This window comes from Streptomyces sp. NPDC002701, from assembly GCF_042889045.1.
In the GTDB taxonomy this organism is placed as follows: Bacteria; Actinomycetota; Actinomycetes; order Streptomycetales; family Streptomycetaceae; genus Streptomyces.
This window is the reverse complement of record NZ_JBIAQL010000003.1, coordinates 435,410-458,216: the sequence shown is the minus strand read 5'-3', so window position 1 is coordinate 458,216 and position 22,807 is coordinate 435,410. Positions and strand designations below refer to the sequence as shown.

The 22,807-nt window shown below is 70.4% G+C and carries 21 protein-coding genes; 15 read left to right on the top strand and 6 right to left on the bottom strand.

Features of this window, described 5'->3' with window-relative positions:
* Nucleotides 1-71: 71 nt before the first annotated feature.
* Both ACFYXC_RS10460 and ACFYXC_RS10455 read left to right on the top strand, forming a co-directional pair.
* On the top strand, nucleotides 72-275 hold the full coding sequence (locus tag ACFYXC_RS10460; protein ID WP_003969786.1) for a cold-shock protein: 204 nt from the start codon (nucleotides 72-74) through the stop codon (nucleotides 273-275).
* A gap of 145 nt (nucleotides 276-420) precedes the next feature.
* Complete coding sequence (locus ACFYXC_RS10455) at nucleotides 421-2,073, top strand: DEAD/DEAH box helicase (protein WP_388914621.1); 1,653 nt, start codon at nucleotides 421-423, stop codon at nucleotides 2,071-2,073.
* Between the two features lie 115 nt (nucleotides 2,074-2,188).
* On the opposite strand, the gene ACFYXC_RS10450 is transcribed toward ACFYXC_RS10455, so the two are convergent.
* Nucleotides 2,189-2,560 (bottom strand): cell wall protein, encoded by a 372-nt coding sequence (locus tag ACFYXC_RS10450; RefSeq protein WP_389549227.1) that lies wholly within the window; start codon nucleotides 2,558-2,560, stop codon nucleotides 2,189-2,191.
* Nucleotides 2,561-2,670: 110 nt separating this feature from the next.
* Between ACFYXC_RS10450 and ACFYXC_RS10445 the strand changes: the two genes are divergently transcribed.
* The 6 genes from ACFYXC_RS10445 to ACFYXC_RS10420 all read left to right on the top strand — a co-directional run bounded on the left by ACFYXC_RS10445 (nucleotide 2,671) and on the right by ACFYXC_RS10420 (nucleotide 11,245).
* Complete coding sequence (locus ACFYXC_RS10445) at nucleotides 2,671-3,012, top strand: hypothetical protein (RefSeq protein ID WP_388914627.1); 342 nt, start codon at nucleotides 2,671-2,673, stop codon at nucleotides 3,010-3,012.
* Nucleotides 3,013-3,222: 210 nt separating this feature from the next.
* A complete protein-coding gene (locus ACFYXC_RS10440) occupies nucleotides 3,223-4,494 on the top strand; it encodes an Ig-like domain-containing protein (RefSeq protein WP_388914630.1) in 1,272 nt (423 codons plus the stop codon).
* 165 nt (nucleotides 4,495-4,659) lie between these two features.
* Complete coding sequence (locus tag ACFYXC_RS10435) at nucleotides 4,660-6,123, top strand: ABC transporter permease (protein ID WP_389549223.1); 1,464 nt, start codon at nucleotides 4,660-4,662, stop codon at nucleotides 6,121-6,123.
* A 109-nt stretch (nucleotides 6,124-6,232) separates the two neighbouring features.
* Nucleotides 6,233-6,916 (top strand): ABC transporter ATP-binding protein, encoded by a 684-nt coding sequence (locus ACFYXC_RS10430; protein WP_389549220.1) that lies wholly within the window; start codon nucleotides 6,233-6,235, stop codon nucleotides 6,914-6,916.
* Nucleotides 6,917-7,065: 149 nt separating this feature from the next.
* Nucleotides 7,066-10,389, top strand: coding sequence for a S8 family serine peptidase (locus ACFYXC_RS10425; RefSeq protein WP_389549217.1), 3,324 nt, complete (start codon nucleotides 7,066-7,068; stop codon nucleotides 10,387-10,389).
* A gap of 85 nt (nucleotides 10,390-10,474) precedes the next feature.
* Nucleotides 10,475-11,245 (top strand): group II truncated hemoglobin, encoded by a 771-nt coding sequence (locus ACFYXC_RS10420; RefSeq protein WP_388914642.1) that lies wholly within the window; start codon nucleotides 10,475-10,477, stop codon nucleotides 11,243-11,245.
* A 94-nt stretch (nucleotides 11,246-11,339) separates the two neighbouring features.
* On the opposite strand, the gene ACFYXC_RS10415 is transcribed toward ACFYXC_RS10420, so the two are convergent.
* On the bottom strand, nucleotides 11,340-12,272 hold the full coding sequence (locus ACFYXC_RS10415; protein ID WP_388914646.1) for a helix-turn-helix domain-containing protein: 933 nt from the start codon (nucleotides 12,270-12,272) through the stop codon (nucleotides 11,340-11,342).
* A gap of 173 nt (nucleotides 12,273-12,445) precedes the next feature.
* Between ACFYXC_RS10415 and ACFYXC_RS10410 the strand changes: the two genes are divergently transcribed.
* From ACFYXC_RS10410 to msrA, 3 genes are all read left to right on the top strand, one after another.
* Nucleotides 12,446-13,486, top strand: coding sequence for an NAD(P)-dependent alcohol dehydrogenase (locus ACFYXC_RS10410; protein WP_388914649.1), 1,041 nt, complete (start codon nucleotides 12,446-12,448; stop codon nucleotides 13,484-13,486).
* 606 nt (nucleotides 13,487-14,092) lie between these two features.
* On the top strand, nucleotides 14,093-14,644 hold the full coding sequence (locus ACFYXC_RS10405; RefSeq protein ID WP_388914656.1) for a DUF3455 domain-containing protein: 552 nt from the start codon (nucleotides 14,093-14,095) through the stop codon (nucleotides 14,642-14,644).
* Nucleotides 14,645-14,767: 123 nt separating this feature from the next.
* Nucleotides 14,768-15,280, top strand: a complete 513-nt coding sequence (gene msrA, locus ACFYXC_RS10400; RefSeq protein ID WP_389549211.1) for a peptide-methionine (S)-S-oxide reductase MsrA — start codon at nucleotides 14,768-14,770, stop codon at nucleotides 15,278-15,280.
* 49 nt (nucleotides 15,281-15,329) lie between these two features.
* Here the strand turns inward: msrA and ACFYXC_RS10395 are convergent, their stop codons facing one another.
* Nucleotides 15,330-16,448 (bottom strand): hypothetical protein, encoded by a 1,119-nt coding sequence (locus ACFYXC_RS10395; RefSeq protein ID WP_389549208.1) that lies wholly within the window; start codon nucleotides 16,446-16,448, stop codon nucleotides 15,330-15,332.
* 133 nt (nucleotides 16,449-16,581) lie between these two features.
* On the opposite strand from ACFYXC_RS10395, the gene ACFYXC_RS10390 reads away from it, so the two are divergent.
* A complete protein-coding gene (locus tag ACFYXC_RS10390) occupies nucleotides 16,582-17,736 on the top strand; it encodes a cystathionine gamma-synthase (RefSeq protein WP_389549205.1) in 1,155 nt (384 codons plus the stop codon).
* Nucleotides 17,737-17,808: 72 nt separating this feature from the next.
* Here ACFYXC_RS10390 and ACFYXC_RS10385 read toward each other — a convergent pair whose 3' ends face one another.
* From ACFYXC_RS10385 to ACFYXC_RS10375, 3 genes are all read right to left on the bottom strand, one after another.
* Nucleotides 17,809-18,060, bottom strand: coding sequence for a hypothetical protein (locus ACFYXC_RS10385; protein ID WP_389549202.1), 252 nt, complete (start codon nucleotides 18,058-18,060; stop codon nucleotides 17,809-17,811).
* A complete protein-coding gene (locus ACFYXC_RS10380; RefSeq protein ID WP_388914674.1) occupies nucleotides 18,057-18,566 on the bottom strand; it encodes a sigma factor-like helix-turn-helix DNA-binding protein in 510 nt (169 codons plus the stop codon). Before ACFYXC_RS10380 ends, ACFYXC_RS10385 begins: the two co-directional genes overlap by 4 nt.
* Nucleotides 18,567-18,743: 177 nt before the next feature.
* On the bottom strand, nucleotides 18,744-19,244 hold the full coding sequence (locus ACFYXC_RS10375; protein WP_388914912.1) for a MarR family winged helix-turn-helix transcriptional regulator: 501 nt from the start codon (nucleotides 19,242-19,244) through the stop codon (nucleotides 18,744-18,746).
* Between the two features lie 162 nt (nucleotides 19,245-19,406).
* Here ACFYXC_RS10375 and ilvA point away from each other — a divergent pair, with 162 nt between their 5' ends.
* The 3 genes from ilvA (at nucleotide 19,407) to ACFYXC_RS10360 (ending at nucleotide 22,775) form a co-directional block, all read left to right on the top strand.
* Nucleotides 19,407-20,636 carry a threonine ammonia-lyase gene (gene ilvA / locus ACFYXC_RS10370; RefSeq protein WP_389549198.1) on the top strand — a complete coding sequence of 410 codons (1,230 nt, stop codon included), beginning with the start codon at nucleotides 19,407-19,409 and terminating at the stop codon, nucleotides 20,634-20,636.
* Nucleotides 20,637-20,910: 274 nt separating this feature from the next.
* Nucleotides 20,911-21,921, top strand: a complete 1,011-nt coding sequence (locus tag ACFYXC_RS10365; RefSeq protein WP_389549195.1) for an ATP-binding cassette domain-containing protein — start codon at nucleotides 20,911-20,913, stop codon at nucleotides 21,919-21,921.
* Nucleotides 21,918-22,775, top strand: a complete 858-nt coding sequence (locus ACFYXC_RS10360) for an ABC transporter permease (RefSeq protein ID WP_388914685.1) — start codon at nucleotides 21,918-21,920, stop codon at nucleotides 22,773-22,775. Before ACFYXC_RS10365 ends, ACFYXC_RS10360 begins: the two co-directional genes overlap by 4 nt.
* Nucleotides 22,776-22,807: the final 32 nt, after the last annotated feature.

Genomic DNA, 22,807 nt, shown 5'->3' with positions numbered 1-22,807 from the left:
ATTCTCTCTCAGGCGCGTTTTGTTTTTCCGGTCATTTCCGGATGGGAGCCACCTATCCAAGGAGAAATGACATGGCTACTGGCACCGTGAAGTGGTTCAACAGCGAAAAGGGCTTCGGCTTCATCGAGCAGGACGGCGGCGGCGCCGACGTCTTCGCCCACTACTCGAACATCGCCACCTCGGGCTTCCGTGAGCTGCAGGAGGGCCAGAAGGTCTCCTTCGACGTCACGCAGGGTCAGAAGGGCCCGCAGGCGGAGAACATCGTCCCCGCCTAATTCCGGGACGCGCACTACGCGAGCCGGGGCTCGCACCTTCGGGTGCGGGTCCCGGCTTGTGCTGTCCGTGTGTCCTTGAGCACGGGAAACCGTGAAAGCACGGGAAACGAAACCGTGCGGCCCAGGAAGGAATTCCAGATCCAGCATGACTCGATCCGAACGTCCTGAACGACTCGCCGGCGGACGCCCGGCGAATTCCCGGGGTACCCGCGGCTCTCGTGGCACACGCGGCGGCCCGGCGGCCCCCGCCGACAACGGTGGCAGGAACGCACGCAGGAAGCCCGCGGCGCAGCCCGGCGCGCCGCGCGAGTTCACCCTCCCGCAGACGCTGACGCCCGCACTGCCCTCCGTCGAGTCCTTCGACGCGCTGGACATGCCGGCCGCGCTCGGCAAGACCCTCAGCGCCCAGGGTGTCACCGACCCCTTCCCGATCCAGGGCGCCACCCTGCCCAACTCCCTCGCCGGACGCGACATCCTCGGCCGCGGCCGCACCGGCTCGGGCAAGACCCTCGCCTTCGGCCTCGCGCTGCTCGCCCGCACGGCGGGCCGGCGCGCCGAGCCCAAGGCGCCGCTCGCGCTCGTCCTGGTGCCCACGCGTGAACTCGCGCAGCAGGTCACCGACGCGCTCACGCCGTACGCCACCGCCGTCAACCTGCGGCTCGCGACGGTCGTCGGCGGGCTCTCCATCGGCAAGCAGTCCGCCCTGCTGAGGCGCGGTGCCGAGGTGCTCGTCGCCACGCCCGGACGTCTCAAGGACCTGATAGACCGGGGCGACTGCACCCTCGCGCAGGTGCGGATCACCGTCCTCGACGAGGCCGACCAGATGGCCGACATGGGCTTCATGCCCCAGGTCACGGCCCTCCTCAACCAGGTCGAGCCGGACGGCCAGCGCATGCTGTTCTCGGCGACCCTGGACAAGAACATCGACAAGCTCGTCCGGATGTTCCTCACGGACCCCGTCGTGCACTCCGTCGACCCCTCCGCGGGCGCGGTGACGACGATGGAGCACCACGTGCTGCACGTCGCCGACGAGACCGACAAGAAGGCCGTCGCGATGCGGATCGCCGCCCGCGACGGGCGCGTCATCCTCTTCGTCGACACCAAGCGCTCGGCCGACCGCTTCACCAAGCGGCTGCTCGCCAGCGGTGTCCGGGCCTCCGCCCTGCACGGCGGACGCTCCCAGCCGCAGCGCAACCGCACGCTCGACCAGTTCAAGACCGGCCTGGTGACCGCCCTCGTCGCGACCAACGTGGCGGCGCGCGGGATCCACGTCGACGACCTCGACCTCGTCGTGAACGTCGACCCGCCGACCGACCACAAGGACTACCTGCACCGCGGCGGCCGCACCGCCCGTGCGGGGGAGTCCGGCAGCGTGGTCACGCTGGTCCTGCCGGAGCAGAAGCGGGAGATGACCCAGCTGATGGCCAACGCGGGGATCAGCCCGCAGACGGCCCGTATCCGGTCCAGCGACGACGAACTCGTACGGATCACGGGGGCGCGGGAGCCGTCGGGGGTCCCGGTCGTCATCCCCGTGCCGGAGCCGGCTGCCGCCCAGCCGTCGCAGGGGAAGTCACGGGCACGGCGCGGCGGTGGCGCCCGCACCGGGTCGGGAACCGGTGGCGGTACCCGCACGGGTTCCGGAACCGGGGGCGGTACGCGCGGCGGATCGGGCGGCGGCGCCCGCACCGGAACCGGTGGCGGCGCTCGCACCGGCACCGGGGGTGCTGCGCGGGGACGCGGTGGAGCCGGTTCGCGTACGGCGCGTGGTGGTCAGTCGGGCGGACGGCGGTCCGCCTGACGGGGCGGGACGCGTGTCGTCCGGCGGCTGGGACTGAGGCCGCGGGTGCGACGTGGCCGAGCGCGCCGTTCCCCGCACCCCCTGCGCCCCCGTAAGGGCGCAGTTTCCCGCGCCCTTACGGGGCCATGCGTTCTCTGCGCACCGAGTAGACGACGAAACCCGCGCCCAGGGCCAGGAACAGCGTGCCCCCGGTCACGTACGGGGTCGTGTCGAAGCTTCCCGTGTCGGCCAGTCTGGTGTGCGAGCCGGCCGGGACGCTGTCGGTGGTGTTGGTCGTGTCGGTACCGGGGGCGGACCGCGCCGACGACCGTGACACCTCCGACGTACCGGACGACGTGTGGGCCGCGGTGCGGACCACCGTGGTCGTCGTCTGTGTTCTGTGCTCCGGGGGTTCGTCGTCCGTCGCGTTGGCGGACGGGACGAACCACAGGGCACCCAGGAGGGTCCCCGCGGCGGTGGCGGTCAGCAACGATCGACGTGCGGACACGGAATATCGATCCCCTTGTGACGCTGGCGAATTGGCCGTGTGGGGCGATGTTAGTGAAAGGTGCGGGTCACGGGAAAGTCACGGTGGCCATGAGTCGTACGCTCCGGGGTATGAGCACATCTGAGACGACACGCTTTGTACGGTTGCACGTCGAATTGGTCATCGAGGTCGACGACGAGAACGCCCTGACCAAGGCCGCCCTGGGCCGCATCGCCGAGGACCCCGACATCCCGGCCGACGAGCGGGCCCAGGCCGAGGGCACCGTGACGGAAGACACGGCGGAGGCGCTCGCCTACCTCGTCGACCCGTTCGACCTGGTCGGGGACGTGCCCGGGGTCGAACTCGCACAGGCTTCGTGGAGCAGCGAGGAGATCGACTACGATCCCGATTCGCCTGATTGGGACCTGGACGAGGATGATGACGCAGCGGACGGGGAAGAAGTCACCGGCTGACACCGCTTGGGTAGATCGTGACCCCGGGCGGCAACCGCCACCCGGGGTTTCGTCGTCTCAGGGGACGCAGTGACCGACACCCGCACCAGGCGTATCCCCGTGGATCGACGTGGCGTGCCCCACACCCGGGAGGGATGTGGAACGGGACGAAGCGGTCGTAGCGTTTGAGGGTGTTACGGGGACTCTCGGGTTTTTGGGGATTCGGCAACGATGGAGAAGCGTGTGAAGACGGACAGTAAGCGGCGCAGGGGCCTCACGGTCGCGTCCGCACTGCTCGGCGGGGTGCTGATGCTCTCTGCGTGCAGTGGAGGGGGAGACGAGAACCCCAAGGGCGAGAGCGAGGGTGACGGCTCCTCGCAGTCGAAGGTCGACGAGGCGGCGGCCACGAAGACCTCCGAGGCCCAGATCAAGATCACGCCGAAGGACGGCTCCAGCAACGCCTCCATCAACAACGACGCCAAGGTCACCGTGGCCAAGGGCACACTCACCGAAGTGGCCATGAAGACCGCGGGCGGCGCCGCCGTCGAGGGCGAGATATCCGCGGACAAGAAGAGCTGGCAGCCCAGCGGCCAGCTCGAGCGCGGCACCGTCTACAAGGTCACCGTGACGGCCGAGGACTCGGAAGGGCGTGCCGCCCACGAGAACGCGTCGTTCACGACGGTCTCCCCGGACAACAGCTTCATCGGCAACTTCACGCCCGAGGACGGCTCCACCGTCGGCGTCGGCATGCCGGTCTCGATCACCTTCAACAAGGCGATCACGAACAAGGCGGACGTCCAGAAGGGCATCACCGTCTCCTCCACGAGCGGCCAGGAAGTCGTCGGGCACTGGTTCAACGCCAACCGCCTGGACTTCCGCCCCGAGGAGTACTGGAAGGGCAACTCCACCGTCACCCTGAAGCTGAACCTCGACGGTGTCGAGGGCGCCGACGGCGTGTACGGCGTGCAGCAGAAGACGGTCACCTTCAAGATCGGCCGCAACCAGGTCTCCATCGTCGACGCCAAGACCAAGACGATGAAGGTCACGCAGGACGGCAAGACGATCAAGACCATCCCCATCTCCGCCGGCTCGCCCGAGAACAAGACGTACGAGGGCAAGATGGTGATGTCGGAGAAGTTCAAGGAAACCCGGATGAACGGCGCGACGGTGGGCTTCACCGACGACGACGGCAAGGGCGAGTACGACATCAAGGACGTGCCGCACGCCATCCGCCTGTCGAACTCCGGCACGTTCATCCACGGCAACTACTGGGGCGCCGACTCCATCTTCGGCAGCGCCAACACCAGCCACGGCTGTGTGGGCCTGAACGACACCAAGGGCGCCAACGACCCGGACACCGAGGGTGCCTGGTTCTACAACAACTCGATCATCGGTGACGTCGTGGACGTGCGGAACACCGGCGACAAGACCATCGCCCCGGACAACGGCCTCAACGGCTGGAACCTCGACTGGGCGGCGTGGAAGGCCGGTTCGGCCGTCTGAGCCGTCCCACACGCCTCACCGAAGGGCGGTTGCTCACCACGAGCAGCCGCCCTTCGGCGTTCCCACAGCGTCCGCAGGCCCTGCTTCCCGGGCCCGGACAGCCTTCTCATCCTTCTCTTATGCGGGGCTTATCCCGCCATCACACGCCGTCCCTACCTTGCGGCCATGTTCTTCACCTATCTCAGGCGCGAACTGCGCCGCCGCAGAAAGGCGGCGCTCGTCGTCGCCTCCGGACTCGCCCTGGGCATCGCCCTGGTCATCGTGGTCAGCTCCGTGTCGTCCGGCATGGAGAAGGCGCAGGGCAAGGTCCTCCAGTCGCTGTACGGGCTGGGCACGGACATGACGGTCACGAAGGCGGCCCAGGCGCAGTCGGGCACGGGCGAGCGCCCGCGCTTCCAGTTCGACGCCCGGGACGGTGACTCCGACGAGGAGCAGAGCAGCGACCGCGTCATGGTGCAGGGCTTCCAGACCCTCGCGTCGAGCACGGTCTCCGAGGTCGACGCGCAGCAGGGCGTCTCGGACGCCGTCGGCGGACTCAGCCTCCAGGTCGTCAAGGTCAGCGGCCAGTTCCGGCGCGGCGAGTTCCAGCAGGACCAGCAGCAGGGCGGCGGTGGCGGCGACCAGCAGGGCGGCGGACCCGGTGCTGAGCAGTCCCCGCAGGGCCGGGTCGAGGGCGGCGGCGCCGACTTCGACGTCAACAACTACTCCGTCTACGGCACGGACGTCACCGAGCCCGCGCTGGGCCCGCTGACCTCCTCGAAGATCACCAGCGGCCGTACCTTCAAGACCTCCGAGACCGACGCGAAGGTCGTGGTCGCCGACACGTCGTACGCCAAGGAGAAGAAGCTCGCCCTCGGCGACACCGTCACCGTGAAGAGCGTCAAGTACAAGGTCATCGGCCTCGCGACGCCGGACAGCGGGGACGCGGCGGCCAACCTCTACATCCCGCTCAAGCAGGCGCAGACGCTCAGCGACTCCAAGGACAAGGTCACCACGATCTACGTCAAGGCGTCCGACTCGCAGCAGATCGACGCCGTCAAGTCGACCATCCAGAAGAACATCGACGGTACGACCGTGACGACCTCCGCCGACCTCGCGGACACCGTCTCAGGCTCCCTGTCCACCGCCTCCGACCTCGCCTCGAACGTGGGCAGGTGGCTGTCGGTCGCGGTCCTCGTGGCGGCGTTCCTGGTCGCGGGACTGCTCACCTCCTCGGCGGTCTCCCGCCGGGTACGGGAGTTCGGCACGCTGAAGGCGCTCGGCTGGAAGTCCGGCCGCGTCACCCGGCAGGTCGTCGGGGAGGCCGTCGTCAACGGCCTCGTGGGCGGCGCCCTCGGTATCGCGCTCGGCCTGGGCGGCGCGTACGCCGTCACCGCGATCAGCCCGACGCTCCAGGCCGAACTCGGCTCCACGGGCGGGGGCATGGGCGGTCCCGGCGGGGGCATGGGCGGCCCGGCCCGTCAGACCGCCTCCAAGGCGCTCGACGTGGCCCTCACCGCGCCCGTCGCCCTCGGCACGATCGCGGTGGCGGTCGGCCTGGCCGTGGCCGGCGGCCTGATCGCGGGCGCCTTCGGCGGCTGGCGAGCCTCCCGCCTCCGCCCGGCGGACGCCCTACGCCGAGTCGAATAACCCACCCCTTCAGGGGCGCGGGGAACGGCGCGAGCAACCACGACGGACCCGCACCTCTCCCACCTCAGCCCGGCGGAGCCCTCGGCGGAGCAGACTTCAGGAGTCACACATGTACGAACTAAGAGGCGTGACCAAGCAGTACCGGCGCGGCAAGGACACCGTCGACGCCCTCGCCGGCGTGGATCTGACCATCCCCGACGGCGACCGCCTGGTCATCCAGGGCCCCACCGGCGGCGGTAAGTCCACCCTGCTCCAGATGCTCGGCGGCCTGGACCGCCCCACCTCCGGAAGCATCGAACTCGACGGAACAGATCTCGCCGGACTGTCCGAGACCAGACTCACCACGGTGCGCAGCGAGAACATCGGATTCGTCTTCCAGAGCTTCAACCTCATCCCCACCCTCACCGCCCAGGAGAACGTGGAGACCGCCCTCGTCCCCCTGAGGACCAAGGCCAAGGAGCGGCGGGAGAGGGCCGCCGCCGCCCTGGAGTCCGTCGGGCTCAGCGAGCGGCTCGGCCATCTGCCCGCGGAACTCTCCGGCGGCCAGCAGCAGCGCGTCGCCATCGCCCGCGCCCTGGTCAAACAGCCGAAGGTGCTGCTCGCCGACGAACCCACCGGAAACCTCGACGAGTCCATGCGCGACGAGATCATGGACGTACTCGAAACCATGTGGAAGGAGCACGGGCTCACTTTCGTCATGGTCACCCACGATTCCGCGATCGCGAGGAAGGCGCCGAGGGTCGCCACGATCCGAAAGGGCAGGATCACCGTCAAGGAGAACGCCAACTCCTGAGCCGGGCAACACTATTGAGCCCCTGATCACCCCCCGGCATACTGAGTATTCCGGGGGGTGCGCGCGAGCATGCGTGCGGGATGTCCCCCGGCCGGATGAACGGGGATTCATTCCGGACCTGCTCTCCAGGGGGAGACTTGCGCAGACAAGTGAACAGAGCGTGCGCGGCCACGATCGCCACGGCGGCAGCCGTGGCCCTGGCGGCGGGCATGACCAGCCCGGCGTCGGCGGAGACCGAGCGTACGGCCGGTGACCAGGCCGTACAGACCGCGCCCAAGCACCGCATCACCCTGATCACCGGCGACCGCGTGGTCGTCGACGCCAAGGGCCGCGTCATCGCCCTGGAGCGGGCCAAGGGCCGTGAGGGGATACCCGTCCAGATCCGCAAGGCCGACGGACACACCCTCGTCGTGCCGGCCGACGCCGCGCGGCTCATCGCCACCGGCAAGCTCGACCAGCGGCTCTTCGACGTCACCGAGCTCAACAAGTCGACCAACCGCAAGGCACAGAGACACGGCCTCAAGCTGATCGTCGGCTACAGCGGCACGGCCGCGGCCGCGAAGGCGGACGTCCGCGACGCCGGCGCCACCAAGGTCCGCAGGACCCTCAGGTCGCTGAACGCGGACGCGGTGCTGACGCCCAAGGGCGACGCGCCCGACCTGTGGGCCGCGGTCACCGACACCCGGTCCGGCGGCGCGCGGACCGCCTCCGGCATCGCCCACGTGTGGCTCGACGGCGTCCGCAAGGCCAGCCTCGACAAGTCCGTCCCGCAGATCGGCGCCGACAAGGCGTGGGCCGCCGGGTACGACGGCAAGGGCATCAAGATCGCCGTCCTCGACACCGGTGTCGACGCGACCCACGCCGACCTCAAGGGCCAGGTCGTCGCGGAGAAGAACTTCTCCACCGCGGCCGACGCGACCGACAAGTACGGCCACGGCACGCACGTCGCGTCCATCGCCGCCGGTACGGGCGCCAAGGCAGCGGGGAAGTACAAGGGCGTCGCGCCCGGCGCCAAGCTGCTCAACGGCAAGGTGCTCGACGACAGCGGCTTCGGGGACGACTCCGGCATCCTCGCCGGCATGGACTGGGCGGCCGAACAGGGCGCCGACGTCGTGAACCTCAGCCTCGGCGGCGGGGACACCCCCGACATCGACCCCCTTGAGGCCCAGGTCAACAAGCTGTCCAAGGAGAAGGGCATCCTCTTCGCGATCGCCGCGGGCAACTCCGGCGAGTTCGGCGAGCAGACGATCGGCTCCCCGGGCACCGCGGAGGCCGCGCTCACCGTGGGCGCCGTCGACGACAAGGACACGCTGGCCCCGTTCTCCAGCACGGGCCCCGGCCTCGACGGGCAGATCAAGCCCGACGTGACCGCGCCCGGCGTGGACATCACGGCCGCCTCGGCCGCCGGCAGCGTCATAGCCGACGAGGTCGGCGAGAAGCCGGCCGGCTACGTCTCCATCTCGGGTACGTCGATGGCGACCCCGCATGTCGCGGGCGCCGCGGCCATCCTGAAGCAGCAGCACCCCGAGTGGACGTACACCGACCTCAAGGGCGCGCTGACCGGCTCCGCCAAGGGCGGCAAGTACACACCGTTCCAGCAGGGCTCGGGCCGGATCCAGGTCGACAAGGCCATCAAGCAGACCGTGATCGCCGACCCGTCCTCGGTGAGCTTCGGCGTCCAGCAGTGGCCGCACACCGACGACACCCCGGCCACCGAGAAGGTCACGTACCGGAACCTCGGAACGGCCGACGTCACGCTGAACCTCGCCGTGACGGCCACCGACCCGAAGGGGCAGGCCGCGCCGGCCGGCTTCTTCACGCTCGGCGCCAAGACGCTGACCGTCCCGGCGGGCGGCACGGCCTCCGCCGACCTGACCGTCAACACCAAGCTGGGCGGCACGCTCGACGGCGCCTACTCGGCGTACGTGACCGCGACGGGCGGCGGCCAGAGCGTCCGTACGGCGGCGGCGGTGCAGCGCGAGGTCGAGTCGTACGACGTCACGTTCAGGTTCATCGACCGTGACGGCAGACCGGCGAAGGACTACAACACCAACCTGGCCGGCGTCTCGGGGCTCGCGCAGGAGAAGTGGTACGCGCCCTACGACGAGTCGGGCACCGTCAAGGTCCGGCTCCCCAAGGGCGGATACATCCTCGACTCGGCGTTCTTCGTCGACCCCGAGGACCTCTCCAAGGGTGCCGACTGGGTGGCACAGCCGAAGCTGACCATCGGCAAGGACACCACGGTCACGGTGGACGCGCGGACCGCCAGGCCGGTCGACATCACCGTGCCCGACGCGGCGGCGAAGTCGGAGTTCGCCTCGGCGGACTACACCGTGCAGGCCGCCCGCGGCAGCTACTCGTTCGGCTGGTGGCTGGACTCGTACACCAACTTCCGTGCCGCCCACGCCGGTCCGCAGATCACCGACGGCACGCTGTTCCAGCAGTGGGACGGCCACTGGGCCAAGCCCGCCGAGGAGTACGACACCACCGCGGGAGGCAAGGTCAAGCAGCTCGCCACCGGCTACACCAAGCACTACAAGGCGAGTGAACTGGCCACGGTGAAGACCGGCCTCGGCGCCTCCGCGAGCGGCAAGAAGGGCGCGCTCAACGCCTGGGGCAACCTGCCCGGCAGCTCCGGCTCCTCCGCGATCGGCATCCAGCAGGCGCTGCCCGCGACGCGGACGGTGCACCTGTCCACGGGGAGCGGCGTGAAGTGGAACCTCGACTTCGAGCAGCACGGCGGGGTCGACGAGTACGGCTTCCCGATCGTCGAAGCCTTCTACACGCTCGGCACCCCGCAGACCCTCGGGGCCGGCAAGCGCTACGAGAAGACCTTCAACACGGCGGTCTTCGGCCCGCGCATCGCGTCCGACTTCGGCCTCTACCGCGAGGGCAACGGCATCTACGGCTACCTGCCGCTGTTCGCCGACGGCAAGACCCACGCCGGCTCCTCGCTCTACTCGTCGGTCAGCACGAGCCTCTACCGCAACGGCACCAAGGTCGGCTCGAACAGCGACCCGCTGGTCGGGGACGGCGTCTTCAAGGTCCCGGCCGGCGACGCCTCGTACAAGCTGACGACCTCGGTCAAGCGCAGCGTCAAGATCGCCGCGGCCTCCACCCGCGTCGACGCCAGCTGGACCTTCCGCTCCAAGAAGGCCGACCTGGCGAAACTGCCCGCGTCCGCGATCCGCTTCGACGCGGCCGTCGGCCTGGACAGCAGGGCGCCGGCGGGCAAGAAGGTCTCCGTCCCGGTGACCGTCCAGGGCTCGGCCGCGGGCAAGAACCTGAAGTCGCTCGCGGTGTACGTGTCGTACGACTACGGCCAGACCTGGAAGAAGGTCACGGTCAAGGACGGCAGGATCGCCGTGACGAACCCGGCCAAGGGCAAGGGGATCTCGTTCCACGCGAAGATCGCCGACAAGAAGGGCAACAAGTCGACGATCTCGATCTACAACGCGTACTACGGGAAGTGACCGGAAGGTTCGCTGAACGCTGACAAACACGAACGGTCCGCCGGAAGCAGAGCTGCCGGCGGACCGTTCGGGTATGCGTGGGGGTATGACCGCGCACACCGTCGAGTACATCCGGTACCTCATCCCCGAGCAGCAGTCGGCGCAGTTCCTCGCCGCCTACAACCGGGCCGCCGCCCACCTCGCGGCGGCCCCCCAGTGTGTCGACTACGAGCTGGCCCGTTCCGAGGAGGACTTCGAGCACTACGTGCTCCGGATCACGTGGACGTCCACCGAGGCCCACGTCGAGGGTTTCCGCGAGTCCGAGCTGTTCACCGACTTCATCGCCGAGGTGGGCCCCTTCGCCGGGTCCATCGAGGAGATGCGCCACTACAGGCCGACGGCCGTACGGGGCACCGGGGCGGCCGTGCCCACGCTGTACGCCTGGGCCGGGGGAGCGGACGCCTTCACCCGGCTCACCGAGGTGTTCTACGACAAGGTCGTCAAGGACGAGGTCCTCGCGCCCGTCTTCGAAGGGCTCTCCGCCGAGCACGCCGCCCAGGTCGCGTCCTGGTTCGCCGAGGTCTTCGGCGGCCCGGCGAGCTACTCCGAGACCCAGGGCGGCCACGGTCACATGGTCGCCAGACACCTCGGCAAGGGCATCACGGAGACCCAGCGGCGCCGCTGGGTCAACCTGCTGCAGGACGCGGCGGACGAGGCGGATCTGCCGACGGACGCGGAGTTCCGCTCGGCGTTCGTCGCCTACGCGGAGTGGGGGACGCGGCTCGCCGTCCACTTCTCGGCCCCGTCCGCGACGCCCCCGGCCGAACAGCCGGTTCCCCGGTGGACGTGGGGGTCGGCTCCGCCGTACCAGGGATGACCTCATGCCGGCTGCGGCGCCGGTGGGGGCTGGTCGCGCAGTTCCCCGCGCCCCTCGGGCGGGGCTGCGCCCCGATTCCCGCCCTCTCCGGCGTCTACGCCTGAGGGGTCGTCGCCGATCCCGCGCGGGTCGCGTCCGTGCCCCAGCTCGCGAGCAACCGCAGCCCCTCCGCGGAGGCGGACCCCGGCTCCGCGTGATACGTCACCAACGACACTTCCTCGTCGTCGGCGAGCCGGAAGTTCTCGAAGGACAGCGCCAGCTCGCCGACCAGCGGATGATGCAGCCGCTTCACCCCGTGGCCCTTCTCCTTCACGTCGTGCGTCGCCCAGAGCCGCCGGAACTCCTCGCTCTTCACCGACAGCTCACCGACGAGGGCGGACAGCCGCGGATCGTCCGGATGGCACCCCGCGTCCATCCGCAGATAGCTCACGATGTCGGACGCCTTCTGCTCCCACTCCACGAACAGCTCGCGGTACTCGGGCTCCAGGAACACCATCCGCGCCCAGTTCCGCTCGGCCGCCGGCAACCGGGACCAGTCCCCGAAGACCGCCGCGGCCATCCGGTTCCAGACGAGGATGTCCGAGCGCCGCCCGACGATGTACGCCGGCACGCTGTCGAAGGTGTCGATCAGCTGCCGCAACCCCACCCGCACCTGCTGCGGCCGCGCCGACAGCTTCTTCTTGTGCTGCTTGGGCTTCGCGAGATGCGTCAGATGCGCGTGCTCGGCCCCGCTCAGCCGCAGAGCGCGCGCGATCGAGTCGAGCACCTCCGCCGACACGTTCCGCCCGTTGCCCTGTTCGAGACGGGTGTAGTACGCCACGGACACCCCGGCCAGCTGCGCCAGCTCCTCACGGCGCAGCCCCGGCACCCTGCGGTGCCGCCCGAAGTCCGGCAGCCCCACGTCCTCCGGCTTCAGCCGCGCCCGGCGGGTGCGCAGGAACTCGCTGAGCTCGGCGCGCCGGTCCAGCGGCCGCCCCGGCTCCTGGCCGGCCGGACCGGTCGATCCCTGAGAGGGCTGTTCGTCCATACGTCCAGTATTCACGGTCGTACGCGTACGAACCTGCCCCCGTCAGTGGTAGGACCGCTGGACGTACGAAGAAGCGTGGTCTGGGTGACGGCCGGGACGCGGGGCACGCTGGACCGCGTACCCGGCCGGAAGGCAGGCCGGGGCGCAGGACCACTCCCTAGGAGACTCCCCGCATGACCACTGTCGCCGCATACGCCGCTCCCGCCGCCAAGGCTCCCCTGGAGCGCACGACCATCGAGCGTCGCCCGGTCGGCGAGAACGACGTCCTCATCGAGATCAAGTTCGCCGGCATCTGCCACTCCGACATCCACCAGGCCCGTGAGGGCTGGGGCGAGGCCATCTTCCCGATGGTCCCCGGCCACGAGATCGCCGGCGTCGTCACCGAGGTGGGCTCCGGCGTCACCAGGTTCGCCGTCGGCGACCGGGTGGGCGTCGGCTGCATGGTCGACTCCTGCCGCGAGTGCGAGAACTGCAGGGCGGGCCTGGAGCAGTACTGCGCCGAGGGCATGACCGGCACGTACAACGCCGTCGGCAGGAACGGTGAGCCCACCTACGGCGGCTACTCGACCCACATCGTGGTCGACGAGGCGTACACCGTCCGTATCCCCGAGGGCCTGGCCCTCGACGAGGCCGCGCCGCTGCTGTGCGCCGGCATCACCACGTACTCCCCGCTGCGGCACTGGAACGCCGGCCCCGGCAAGAAGGTGGCGATCCTCGGCATGGGCGGCCTCGGCCACCTGGGCGTCAAGATCGCGCACGCCCTCGGCGCCGAGGTCACCGTGCTGTCCCAGTCGCTGCGCAAGAAGGACGACGGCCTCAAGCTGGGCGCCGACCACTACTACGCGACCAGCGACCCGAAGACCTTCGAGGAACTGCGCGGCACGTTCGACCTGATCCTCTCCACGGTGTCCGCACCGCTGGACCTGGACGCGTTCCTGGCCCTGCTCACGTCGGACGGCGCCTTCGTGAACGTGGGCGCGCCCGAGGAGCCGGTCTCCCTGAACCTGTTCTCGGTCATCGGCGGCCGCAAGACCCTGGCCGGCTCCTCGATCGGCGGCATCCGGGAGACCCAGGAGATGCTGGACTTCTGCGCCGAGCACGGCTTCGGCGCCGAGATCGAGCTGATCAGCGCGTCCGAGATCAACGAGGCGTACGAGCGGGTGCTGGCGAGCGACGTGCGGTACCGGTTCGTGATCGACGCGGCGACGATCTAGCTCCGCGGGGTGGCGCCGCCGCCGGGTGGGGGGGCGTCGGCGGGGCACCCGCGGTCCTGGGGGGGCCTGGACCGCGTCCGCCAGCTGGAGGAGGTGGCGGGCTTCGTCATAGGCATGGCGTTCGCGGGCTTCGACCCCAACTCCGCCATTCCACAGGTCGCTTGAGGCGGTGGCGGTGGTGGTTGCCGGCTGCTTCCGTTCCAGCCGGTTGCGACTGTTTCCAGCGGCTTGCGACCGCTCTTGGCCGTTGCTGAGCGCGGGGCGCGCCGGGGGCATGCCGGGCGCCCCCGAGTCCGCGGCGGAGTGACCGCTTCCGTGCCCTCCGGTCCCTCGCCAAGCCGAAACCGGACCGGTGATACTCCCGATTCCGAGGCGTGGTGTTCCGGTCCGCACCGGGGCACCCCGGCCGGCCGATCCAGTACCTCGGCGTCACCGCGCCGGGAGCTCGGCTCGGCAGCCGGATCTGTCGTCTCGTTCAACGTCCCGGCACGACGGAGGGCATCAGAGTCCGTACCCGCGACCCCTGAACTGTGGAGTGCGAACCGGGTCGCCAGGGCACTGAGGCACTTCGGCACCGGGCCAGAAAACAATCTGGAGACACACCCGATGAAACTCGCCACACGTCTTGCCCTCACCACGACGGCTCTCGCCACCGCGGCCGTCGGCACCCTCTCCGGCGTGGCGGTCGCCCAGGCCCCGGCCGCGCAGCCCGCCCGCGCGGCCGCCGCGGTTCCCCCGGCGCTGACCGTCCCCGACGGCAACCGGCTCACCGCCACCCTCTCCGCCGTGGGCGCCCAGATCTACACCTGCACCGACGGCGCCTGGACGTTCCTGGAGCCCGCCGCCACCCTCTGGGCGAAGAACGACCCCTCCCGCATCCCCGTCGCCATCCACCTCCGCGGTCCCATCTGGGTGTCCACGGCGGACGGCAGTTCCGTGAGCGCCAGTGCCGTCGCCAGCTCGCCCAAGAACGGAGCCATCCCGGAACTCCTGCTGAAGGCGACCGCCACCAGCGGCACCGGTGTCTTCGCCGGCGTCTCCTACGTCCAGCGCCTGGACACCACGGGCGGCGTCGCCCCCACCACCGCCTGCACGACCGGCCAGCGGGCCAGCGTCCCGTACTCCGCGACCTACACCTTCTACAAGCCGGCCAAGTGACGCGGTAGACGACAGGCGGACGGAATCGCCCGGCCCCCTCGCGTGTTGAGGGGGTGGGCAGGAGCCGGTGGTGTGTGTGCCGTGTGGCCCGAGTGGACCGACTGAGAGACATGGAGGGTCGCAATGGCTGCGCAGACGCAGAGGGCCGTGCTGGCGGGCGGGTGCTTCTGGGGGATGGAGGAGCTGATCCGCCGGCTCCCGGGCGTGACGGCGACCCGGGTCGGATACACCGGCGGGGACGTGCCGAACGCGACGTACCGGAACCACGGCACGCACGCGGAGGCCATCGAGATCCTCTTCGACCCCGCGGGCACCGACTACCGCTCGATCCTGGAGTTCTTCTTCCAGATCCACGACCCGAGCACCAGGAACCGCCAGGGCAACGACATCGGCCTCAGCTACCGCTCCGCCATCTACTACGTGGACGACGAGCAGAAGCGGATCGCCGAGGAGACGATCGCGGACGTGGACGCTTCCGGGCTGTGGCCGGGCAGGGTCGTCACGGAGGTCGAGCCGGTCGGCCCCTTCTGGGAGGCCGAGCCCGAGCACCAGGACTACCTGCAGCGGTACCCGGACGGCTACACCTGCCACTTCCCCCGCCCGGGATGGCGGCTGCCCGCCCGCACGGAGGGCTGACCATGCGGCGGCGGTGCCCCGGTCCTGGTGACCGGGGCACCGTGGCCGCTCAGTGCGGGAGCGTCGCCGGGTTCCCCCCGTTCGCCTCGTACCCCGCCACCGCCAGCGCCCGGTACACCGCGTAGTCCGCCGCCGGGTCGGCGGTCAGTGTCCAGGGCAGGGCGCCCACGTGGCCGTCGACGTGCACCAGCTGGCTCATCGCCTCCGCCCAGCGCTCGCCGCGGACCAGGAAGAACACCAGCAGGTGGCGGACGTGCGCGAGCATCGGGTCGTCGGAGCGGGCCGAGTGGACCGCGAAGAGCGCGCCGTGGACCGCCCTGGTCACGACCTCGCTCTGGTAGAAGCCGCTGACGAGATTCACCTCGGGCAGGTGCTCGAAGACCGCGAACAGCGGCATGGCCGCGAGGAGGGAACCCTGCGGGGCGCGCGCCGCGGCCGCCTCCGCGAACGCGTACGCCGTCTCCCGCGAGCCGTGCCACTTCTCGCACCAGTAGTGCAGAGCCGCCAGGTGCGCCCCCATGTGCGCGGGTGCCCGGTCCAGGATCTTCAGCCAGAGCTTCTCGAACTCCGGCTGCGAGTACGCCAGCCCCCGGGCCACCGAGAGCTCGATGATGTACGGGATCGGGTCGCCCGGAGCCAGCAGCGCCGCGTCACCGCAGGCCGCCCGCGCCTCCTCCATGATGATCCGGAACTCGTCCGTCCCCGGTGCCGACGTACGCCACGCCTGCTGCACCAGGAACTCCGCGTGCACGGCGGCGCCGCCCGCGTCCTTGGCCTGCTCGGTGCGCCACACCCGCAGCCACTGCCCGCCGGGGCTGTCGCTCACCCCGCCGGGCCGCCGCTGCAGTTCGAGCGACGCGGCGCCCGCGAACGCCTGGACGCGCTGCCAGCGAAGCTCGCCCTCCGCCTCCGTACCGGCGAGGAGCTGCGACGCCGCGCGGTAGTCCTGGGTGCGCTGCACCAGGTCGAGGACCTCCAGCAGGTCCTGGTCGGGGCCGGGCATGCGGATGTCCAGCTCCTCCTGACGCAGGAAGCCGTAGTTCGCCGGGTCGGCGGCGTCCGGGTCGCCGGGGGCGACCTGCTGGATGCCGGCACGCCTGCGCATCATGATCGGCCCCAGGGCGAACCCGATCATGAGCAGTGCCATCAGGACCCAGAGAATCTCCATGCCACAAGCGAACCAGACGGGTCCGGCAATTGGCCAACCAGGTCCGTGACTCCTGTGGAAAACCTCGCGGGACGACCGCCCGCAGGGGGCGTACGCCGTCACCACGCCCGCGGGCGCACTACCCTCGGTGCCCATGAGTGACAGGCACATCAGCCAGCATTTCGAAACCGTGGCGATCCACGCGGGCAACACCGCCGATCCCCTCACCGGCGCGGTCGTCCCGCCGATCTACCAGGTCTCGACCTACAAGCAGGACGGCGTCGGCGGGCTGCGCGGCGGCTACGAGTACAGCCGCAGCGCCAACCCGACCAGGACCGCCCTCGAGGAGAACCTCGCGGCCCTGGAAGGCGGCCGCCGCGGGCTCGCGTTCGCGTCCGGACTGGCGGCCGAGGACTGCCTGCTGCGTACGCTGCTCAGCCCCGGTGACCACGTGGTGATCCCCAATGACGCGTACGGCGGCACGTTCCGCCTCTTCGCGAAGGTCGTCTCGCGGTGGGGGGTGGAGTGGTCGGTCGCCGACACCAGCGACCCCTCGGCCGTACGGGCCGCCATCACCCCGAAGACCAAGGCCGTCTGGGTGGAGACCCCCTCCAACCCGCTCCTGGGCATCACCGACATCGCCGCGCTGTCGCACGTCGCGCGCGAGGCCGGCGCGAAGCTGGTCGTCGACAACACCTTCGCCAGCCCCTACCTCCAGCAGCCGCTCGCGCTCGGCGCGGACGTCGTCGTGCACTCGCTGACCAAGTACATGGGCGGCCACTCCGACGTCGTCGGCGGTGCGCTCGTGGTCGCCGACCAGGAACTCGGCGAGGAACTCGCCTACCACCAGAACGCCATGGGCGCGGTGGCCGGCCCCATGGACTCCTGGCTGGTGCTGCGCGGCATCAAGACGCTGGCCGTCCGTATGGACCGGCACAGCGAGAACGCCACCAAGGTCGCCGAGATGCTCTCCCGGCACGCGCGCGTGACGCGTGTCCTGTACCCGGGGCTTCCGGAGCACCCCGGTCACGAGACGGCCGCCAAGCAGATGAGGGCGTTCGGCGGCATGGTCTCCTTCCAGGTCGAGGGCGGTGAGGAGGCGGCCGTCGAGGTCTGCAACCGTTCCAAGGTGTTCACCCTGGGGGAGTCCCTGGGCGGTGTCGAGTCCCTGATCGAGCACCCGGGGCGCATGACGCACGCGTCCGTGGCCGGGTCCCTCCTGGAGGTCCCCGCCGATCTCGTACGCCTCTCCGTGGGCATCGAGAACGTCGACGACCTTCTCGAGGACCTCAAGCAGGCCCTGGGGTGACCGGCCGGGCCGCGGGCCGTGCGGGATCGCCGACGGCCGGCGTGCCCACGAGCCGGTCCCGGTCCGGTGCGCTCACCAGCCCGTCAGCGGTGGAGTCGTCTCCGACGGCGGCTCCACCCACGGCTGGGCGACCGACATCCACACCACGAGGGCCACGGCCGCCACGAGCAGCAGCAGCCACATCAGCCGCCGGGCGGCCGTCCGGCGGCGCAGCATCCGCCCGCCTCTGCGTACCGCCTCCGCGCACAGGTCGGGCGGCAGGGACGGCTGCGGCTCGTCCAGGATGCGGCGGACGTCGGCCTCCCGGCGGCTCACCGGGCTCATGACGGCACCACCTTCGCCACCGGCGTGGCGGTCTCCCGCGGCGGATGCAGCAGCGTGGCCATGGCCCGGGCGCAGATCACCCGTACGCGCTCGGCCGGCAGACCCAGCAGCGCCGCGGCCTGTTCCTCGGCGACGCCCTCGTACATGCGCAGCACGAGGATCAGCCGTTCCTGCGGGGTGAGGCGGCCCAGGACGCCGCCGGGGTGCGGGCGGCCGCGCGAGTGCGCCCGGCCGAGGCCGCCGTACTGGTGCCAGGCCCCGCGTGCGAAGCGCACGGCCAGGTGCTGCCGGGTGCGGTCGTACGGGTCCTCGCCGTGCAGCCGGTCCCAGGAGGCGTACGTGTGGGCCAGGGCCACGGTGAGCAGGCGCCGCGCGCGCGGGTTGCCGTCCGGGGGCTCCGCGGTGAGCAGCGTGGCGGCATGGAGCAACCGCCCTCCCGCGCCCGCGACGAACGCCTCGAACTCCCGGGCACGGCGGGCGTTCCGCAACGCCTGCCGCTCTCGCACCGCGCCTCCAGACGGTGGGGAACCGGGTCCGGGAGACGTACGCCGACGACAGCCGTGTATGTCAGGACCCGATCTCATATGAGGCCAGGCGCGGCCCCCTGGTCAAGAGGCCGGCACGAGACGGTCCGGGAGGGCCTGACGACCGGACGAGCGGCGGGGCGGGCAGGGGGAGGGCGGTCAGGAGGAGGCGGGGGCGTCCACGGACGGCGACGTGGCCATACGGGTGGAGAGCGCGACGTTGAAACGGGTGAGGAGCGTACAGAACGCCTCGCGCTCCTCCGGCGACCACTCCTCGGTCAGTTCGGCCATCAACTGCCGCCTGGAGGACCGCACTTCGTCCAGCCGGGAGAGTCCGCGCGGCGACAGCTGGAGCACCACGGCCCGCCCGTCCTCCGGGTGGGAGGTGCGCTTGACGAGGCCGGTGTCGACCAGCGGTGCCACCTGCCGGGTGACCGTCGACGAGTCGATGCCCATGCTCGCGGCGAGTGCCTTGACGCCCATCGGCCCCTCCTTGTCGAGGCGGTTGAGCAGCAGGTACGCGGCGCGGTCCATCGAGTTGCGCACCTGACCGACCCCGCCGAGCCGGGTCTGTTCGGCACGGCGGGCGAACACCGCGACCTCGTGCTGCAGTGTCTCGAGAAGACCGGTGTCACCGACGGTCGTCATGTCCATCGACATTTCAGGTGTTGTGGGCATGGCCGGGGGCTCTATTCATGCGTGGGGCTGGGTTGGGGGACAGAGTACGCGGACGGGGGGCGGGCCGTACGGGCGCTGAGCAAACCGGTCTCGGACGTTGGTCACGGCCGCTGCGCCGCGGTGTGAACTGCGAGACTGACGGTCATGAGCTATCGCACGGCTGACTCCTTGCCGCCGGTGACCCTCGACGATGTGCGGGGCGCCCAGAAGATGCTCTCGGGCGTGGCACGGATGACCGCCATGGAGGGCAGCAGGCATCTGTCCCGGCTGGTGGGCTCGCCGGTCCACCTCAAGTGCGAGAACCTCCAGCGCACGGGTTCGTTCAAACTGCGCGGCGCGTACGTGCGGATCGCCGGTCTGCTGCCGGAGGAACGGGCCGCCGGGGTCGTCGCGGCCAGCGCAGGCAATCACGCGCAGGGCGTGGCCCTGGCCTCCTCGCTGCTCGGAGTGCGCTCCACTGTGTTCATGCCGTCGGGCGCCCCGCTGCCGAAGGTGGCGGCCACCCGGCACTACGGGGCCGAGGTGCGCTCGCACGGCACGGTGGTGGACGAGACGCTGGCCGCCGCGCAGGAGTACGCGGCCGAGACGGGTGCCGTCTTCATCCACCCCTTCGACCACCCGGACATCATCGCCGGGCAGGGCACGGTCGGCCTGGAGATCCTGGAGCAGTGCCCCGAGGTGCGCACGATCGTCGTGGGGATCGGCGGCGGCGGTCTCGCCGCGGGCGTCGCGGTCGCGGTGAAGGCGCTGCGGCCGGACGTGCGGATCGTGGGGGTGCAGGCGGCGGGCGCGGCCGCGTACCCGCCCTCGCTGGCGGCCGGGCGTCCGGTGTCGGTCGACAAGCCGGCGACGATGGCCGACGGGATCAAGGTGGGACGGCCCGGGGACGTGCCGTTCCGGATCATCGGCGACCTGGTGGACGAGGTCCGGACGGTCTCCGAGGACGCGCTGTCCAGCGCGCTGCTGCTCTGCCTGGAGCGGGCCAAACTGGTCGTCGAGCCGGCCGGCGCGAGCCCGGTCGCCGCGATCATGAGTGAGCCCGGCGCCTTCGAGGGCCCGGTCGTCGCCCTGCTGTCCGGCGGGAACGTGGACCCGCTGCTGATGCAGCGCATCCTGCGGCACGGCATGGCCGCGAACGGCCGCTACCTCGCGGTCACCCTGCGGCTGACGGACCGGCCCGGCGCTCTGGCCACACTTCTCGGGGTGTTGTCAGTGGTGGACGCTAACGTCCTCGATGTGAGTCACGTACGGACCGATCCACGGCTCGGGCTCACGGAGGTGGAGGTCGAGCTGCACCTGGAGACGAAGGGTCCCGAGCACTGCGCCGACGTGAACTCGGCGCTGCGGCAGGCGGGCTACACGGTCATCGACTGAGGTCGCGCCGTACGGGCGGTCTCGTGGGGCCGCCGGAACCGGCCGGATCCGGGCGGAGAAGCAGGGGTGCGAAACCGCTTGAGGAAACGCGATACATCGCGTTATGGTGTGTCCTGGCTCACAGGCTGAGCGGACGAGTGCCTCGTTTATTCGCTCGCAGGCAGGTGCGGCAACAGGTGAAAATCAGCGCCCCACCCATCCTCGTCCATCCATCACTGCCACCGAACTTTTCACCGGACTTTCCACCGGATCCCCAACCACTTGGGAGACTCACATGCCAGGCGCCATCTACGCCGAAGGTCTGGTCAAGACCTTCGGCGACGTAAGGGCTCTGGACGGCGTCGATCTGGATGTCCCCGAGGGCACGGTCCTCGGCCTCCTCGGACCGAACGGCGCGGGCAAGACCACCGCGGTCCGCTGCCTCACCACGCTGCTCCGCCCCGACAGCGGCAAGGCGGTCGTCGCGGGCATCGACGTACTGAAGCACCCGAACGAGGTACGGCGCTCGATCGGCCTGTCAGGTCAGTTCGCCGCCGTCGACGAGTATCTGACCGGCCGCGAGAACCTCCACATGGTCGGCCAGCTCTACCAGATGCGGGCGAAGCAGGCCAAGGCCCGCGCGGTCGAGCTGCTGGAGCAGTTCAACCTCACCGAGGCCGCCGACCGGACGACCAAGACGTACTCCGGAGGCATGCGCCGCCGCCTCGACCTCGCGGCCGCGCTCGTCGTCTCGCCGCCGGTCATGTTCATGGACGAGCCGACCACCGGCCTCGACCCGCGCAACCGCCAGCAGCTGTGGGAGGTCATCAAACAGCTGGTCTCCGGCGGTACGACGCTGCTGCTCACCACCCAGTACCTCGAAGAGGCCGACCACCTCGCGCACGACATCTGCGTCGTCGACCACGGCAAGGTCATCGCGCGCGGCACCTCCGACCAGCTCAAGGCCCAGACCGGCGGCGAGCGCGTGGAGGTCGTGGTCCACGACCGCGAGCACATCACGACCGCCGCCGAGGTCCTGCGCGGCTTCGGCAAGGGCGAGACCACCGTCGAGGACCACACGCGCAGGCTCACCGTGCCCGTCACCGGCGGTGCGAAGCTCCTCGCGGAGGTCATCCGCGAGCTGGACGCCCGCGGCATCGAGATCGACGACATCGGCCTGCGCCGCCCCACCCTCGACGACGTCTTCCTGTCCCTGACGGGCCACCTCGCCGAGCAGAAGGACGAGGGCAACGGCGCAGCCGCCGACGCCCCGGGCCGCAAGCGCAAGAAGGAGGCCGGCAAGTGAGCACCGTCAACGACGCCGCGCGGACCGTCGTCCCGGGAGGTTCACTCGGCCAGTCCGTCCGGGACTCCCTGGTCGTCGCCAAGCGGAACCTGATCCGCATGACCCGGATCCCCGAGATGATCCTGTTCGGGATCATCCAGCCGGTGATGTTCGTGGTGCTGTTCACGTACGTCTTCGGCGGCTCGATGCAGATCGGGAACAGCACCGATCCGGATGTCTACAAGGACTTCCTGATGGCCGGCATCTTCGCGCAGACCGTCACGTTCGCCACGGCGGGATCCGCCGCCGGCATCGCGGACGACATGCAGAAGGGACTCGTCGACCGCTTCCGCTCCCTGCCGATGGCCCGCGGCGCGGTGCTGACCGGCCGCACCGTCGCCGACCTCGTACAGACGGCGATAACGCTGTTCGTCCTCGCGGTCGTCGCGGTGCTCGTGGGCTGGCGCACCGGCTCCGCGGAACCGGCCAACGCGGGGGAGATCCTGGCCGGCTTCGGCCTGCTGCTCCTCCTGGGGTACGCGTTCACCTGGATCGGGGCACTCATCGGCCTGTCCGTGCGCACCCCCGAGGCCGCGACCTCGGGCGGGATCATCTGGCTGTTCCCGGTGACGTTCGTCTCGAACGCCTTCGTGGACTCCAGCCAGATGACGCCCTGGCTGCGGCACATCGCCGAGTGGAACCCCTTCAGCGCCACGGTGCAGGCGTGCCGCGAGCTGTTCGGGAACCCGGGCGTCGTGCAGTCCGACGCCTGGCCCATGCAGCACCCCGTCTGGGCGTCGGTGATCTGGTCCGTGCTGATCATCGTCCTCTTCCGGACGCTGGCCGTGCGCAAGTACCGCCAGGCGGACGGCTGACCGGGCACGGCGAAGCCCCCGGAGCCGCAGGC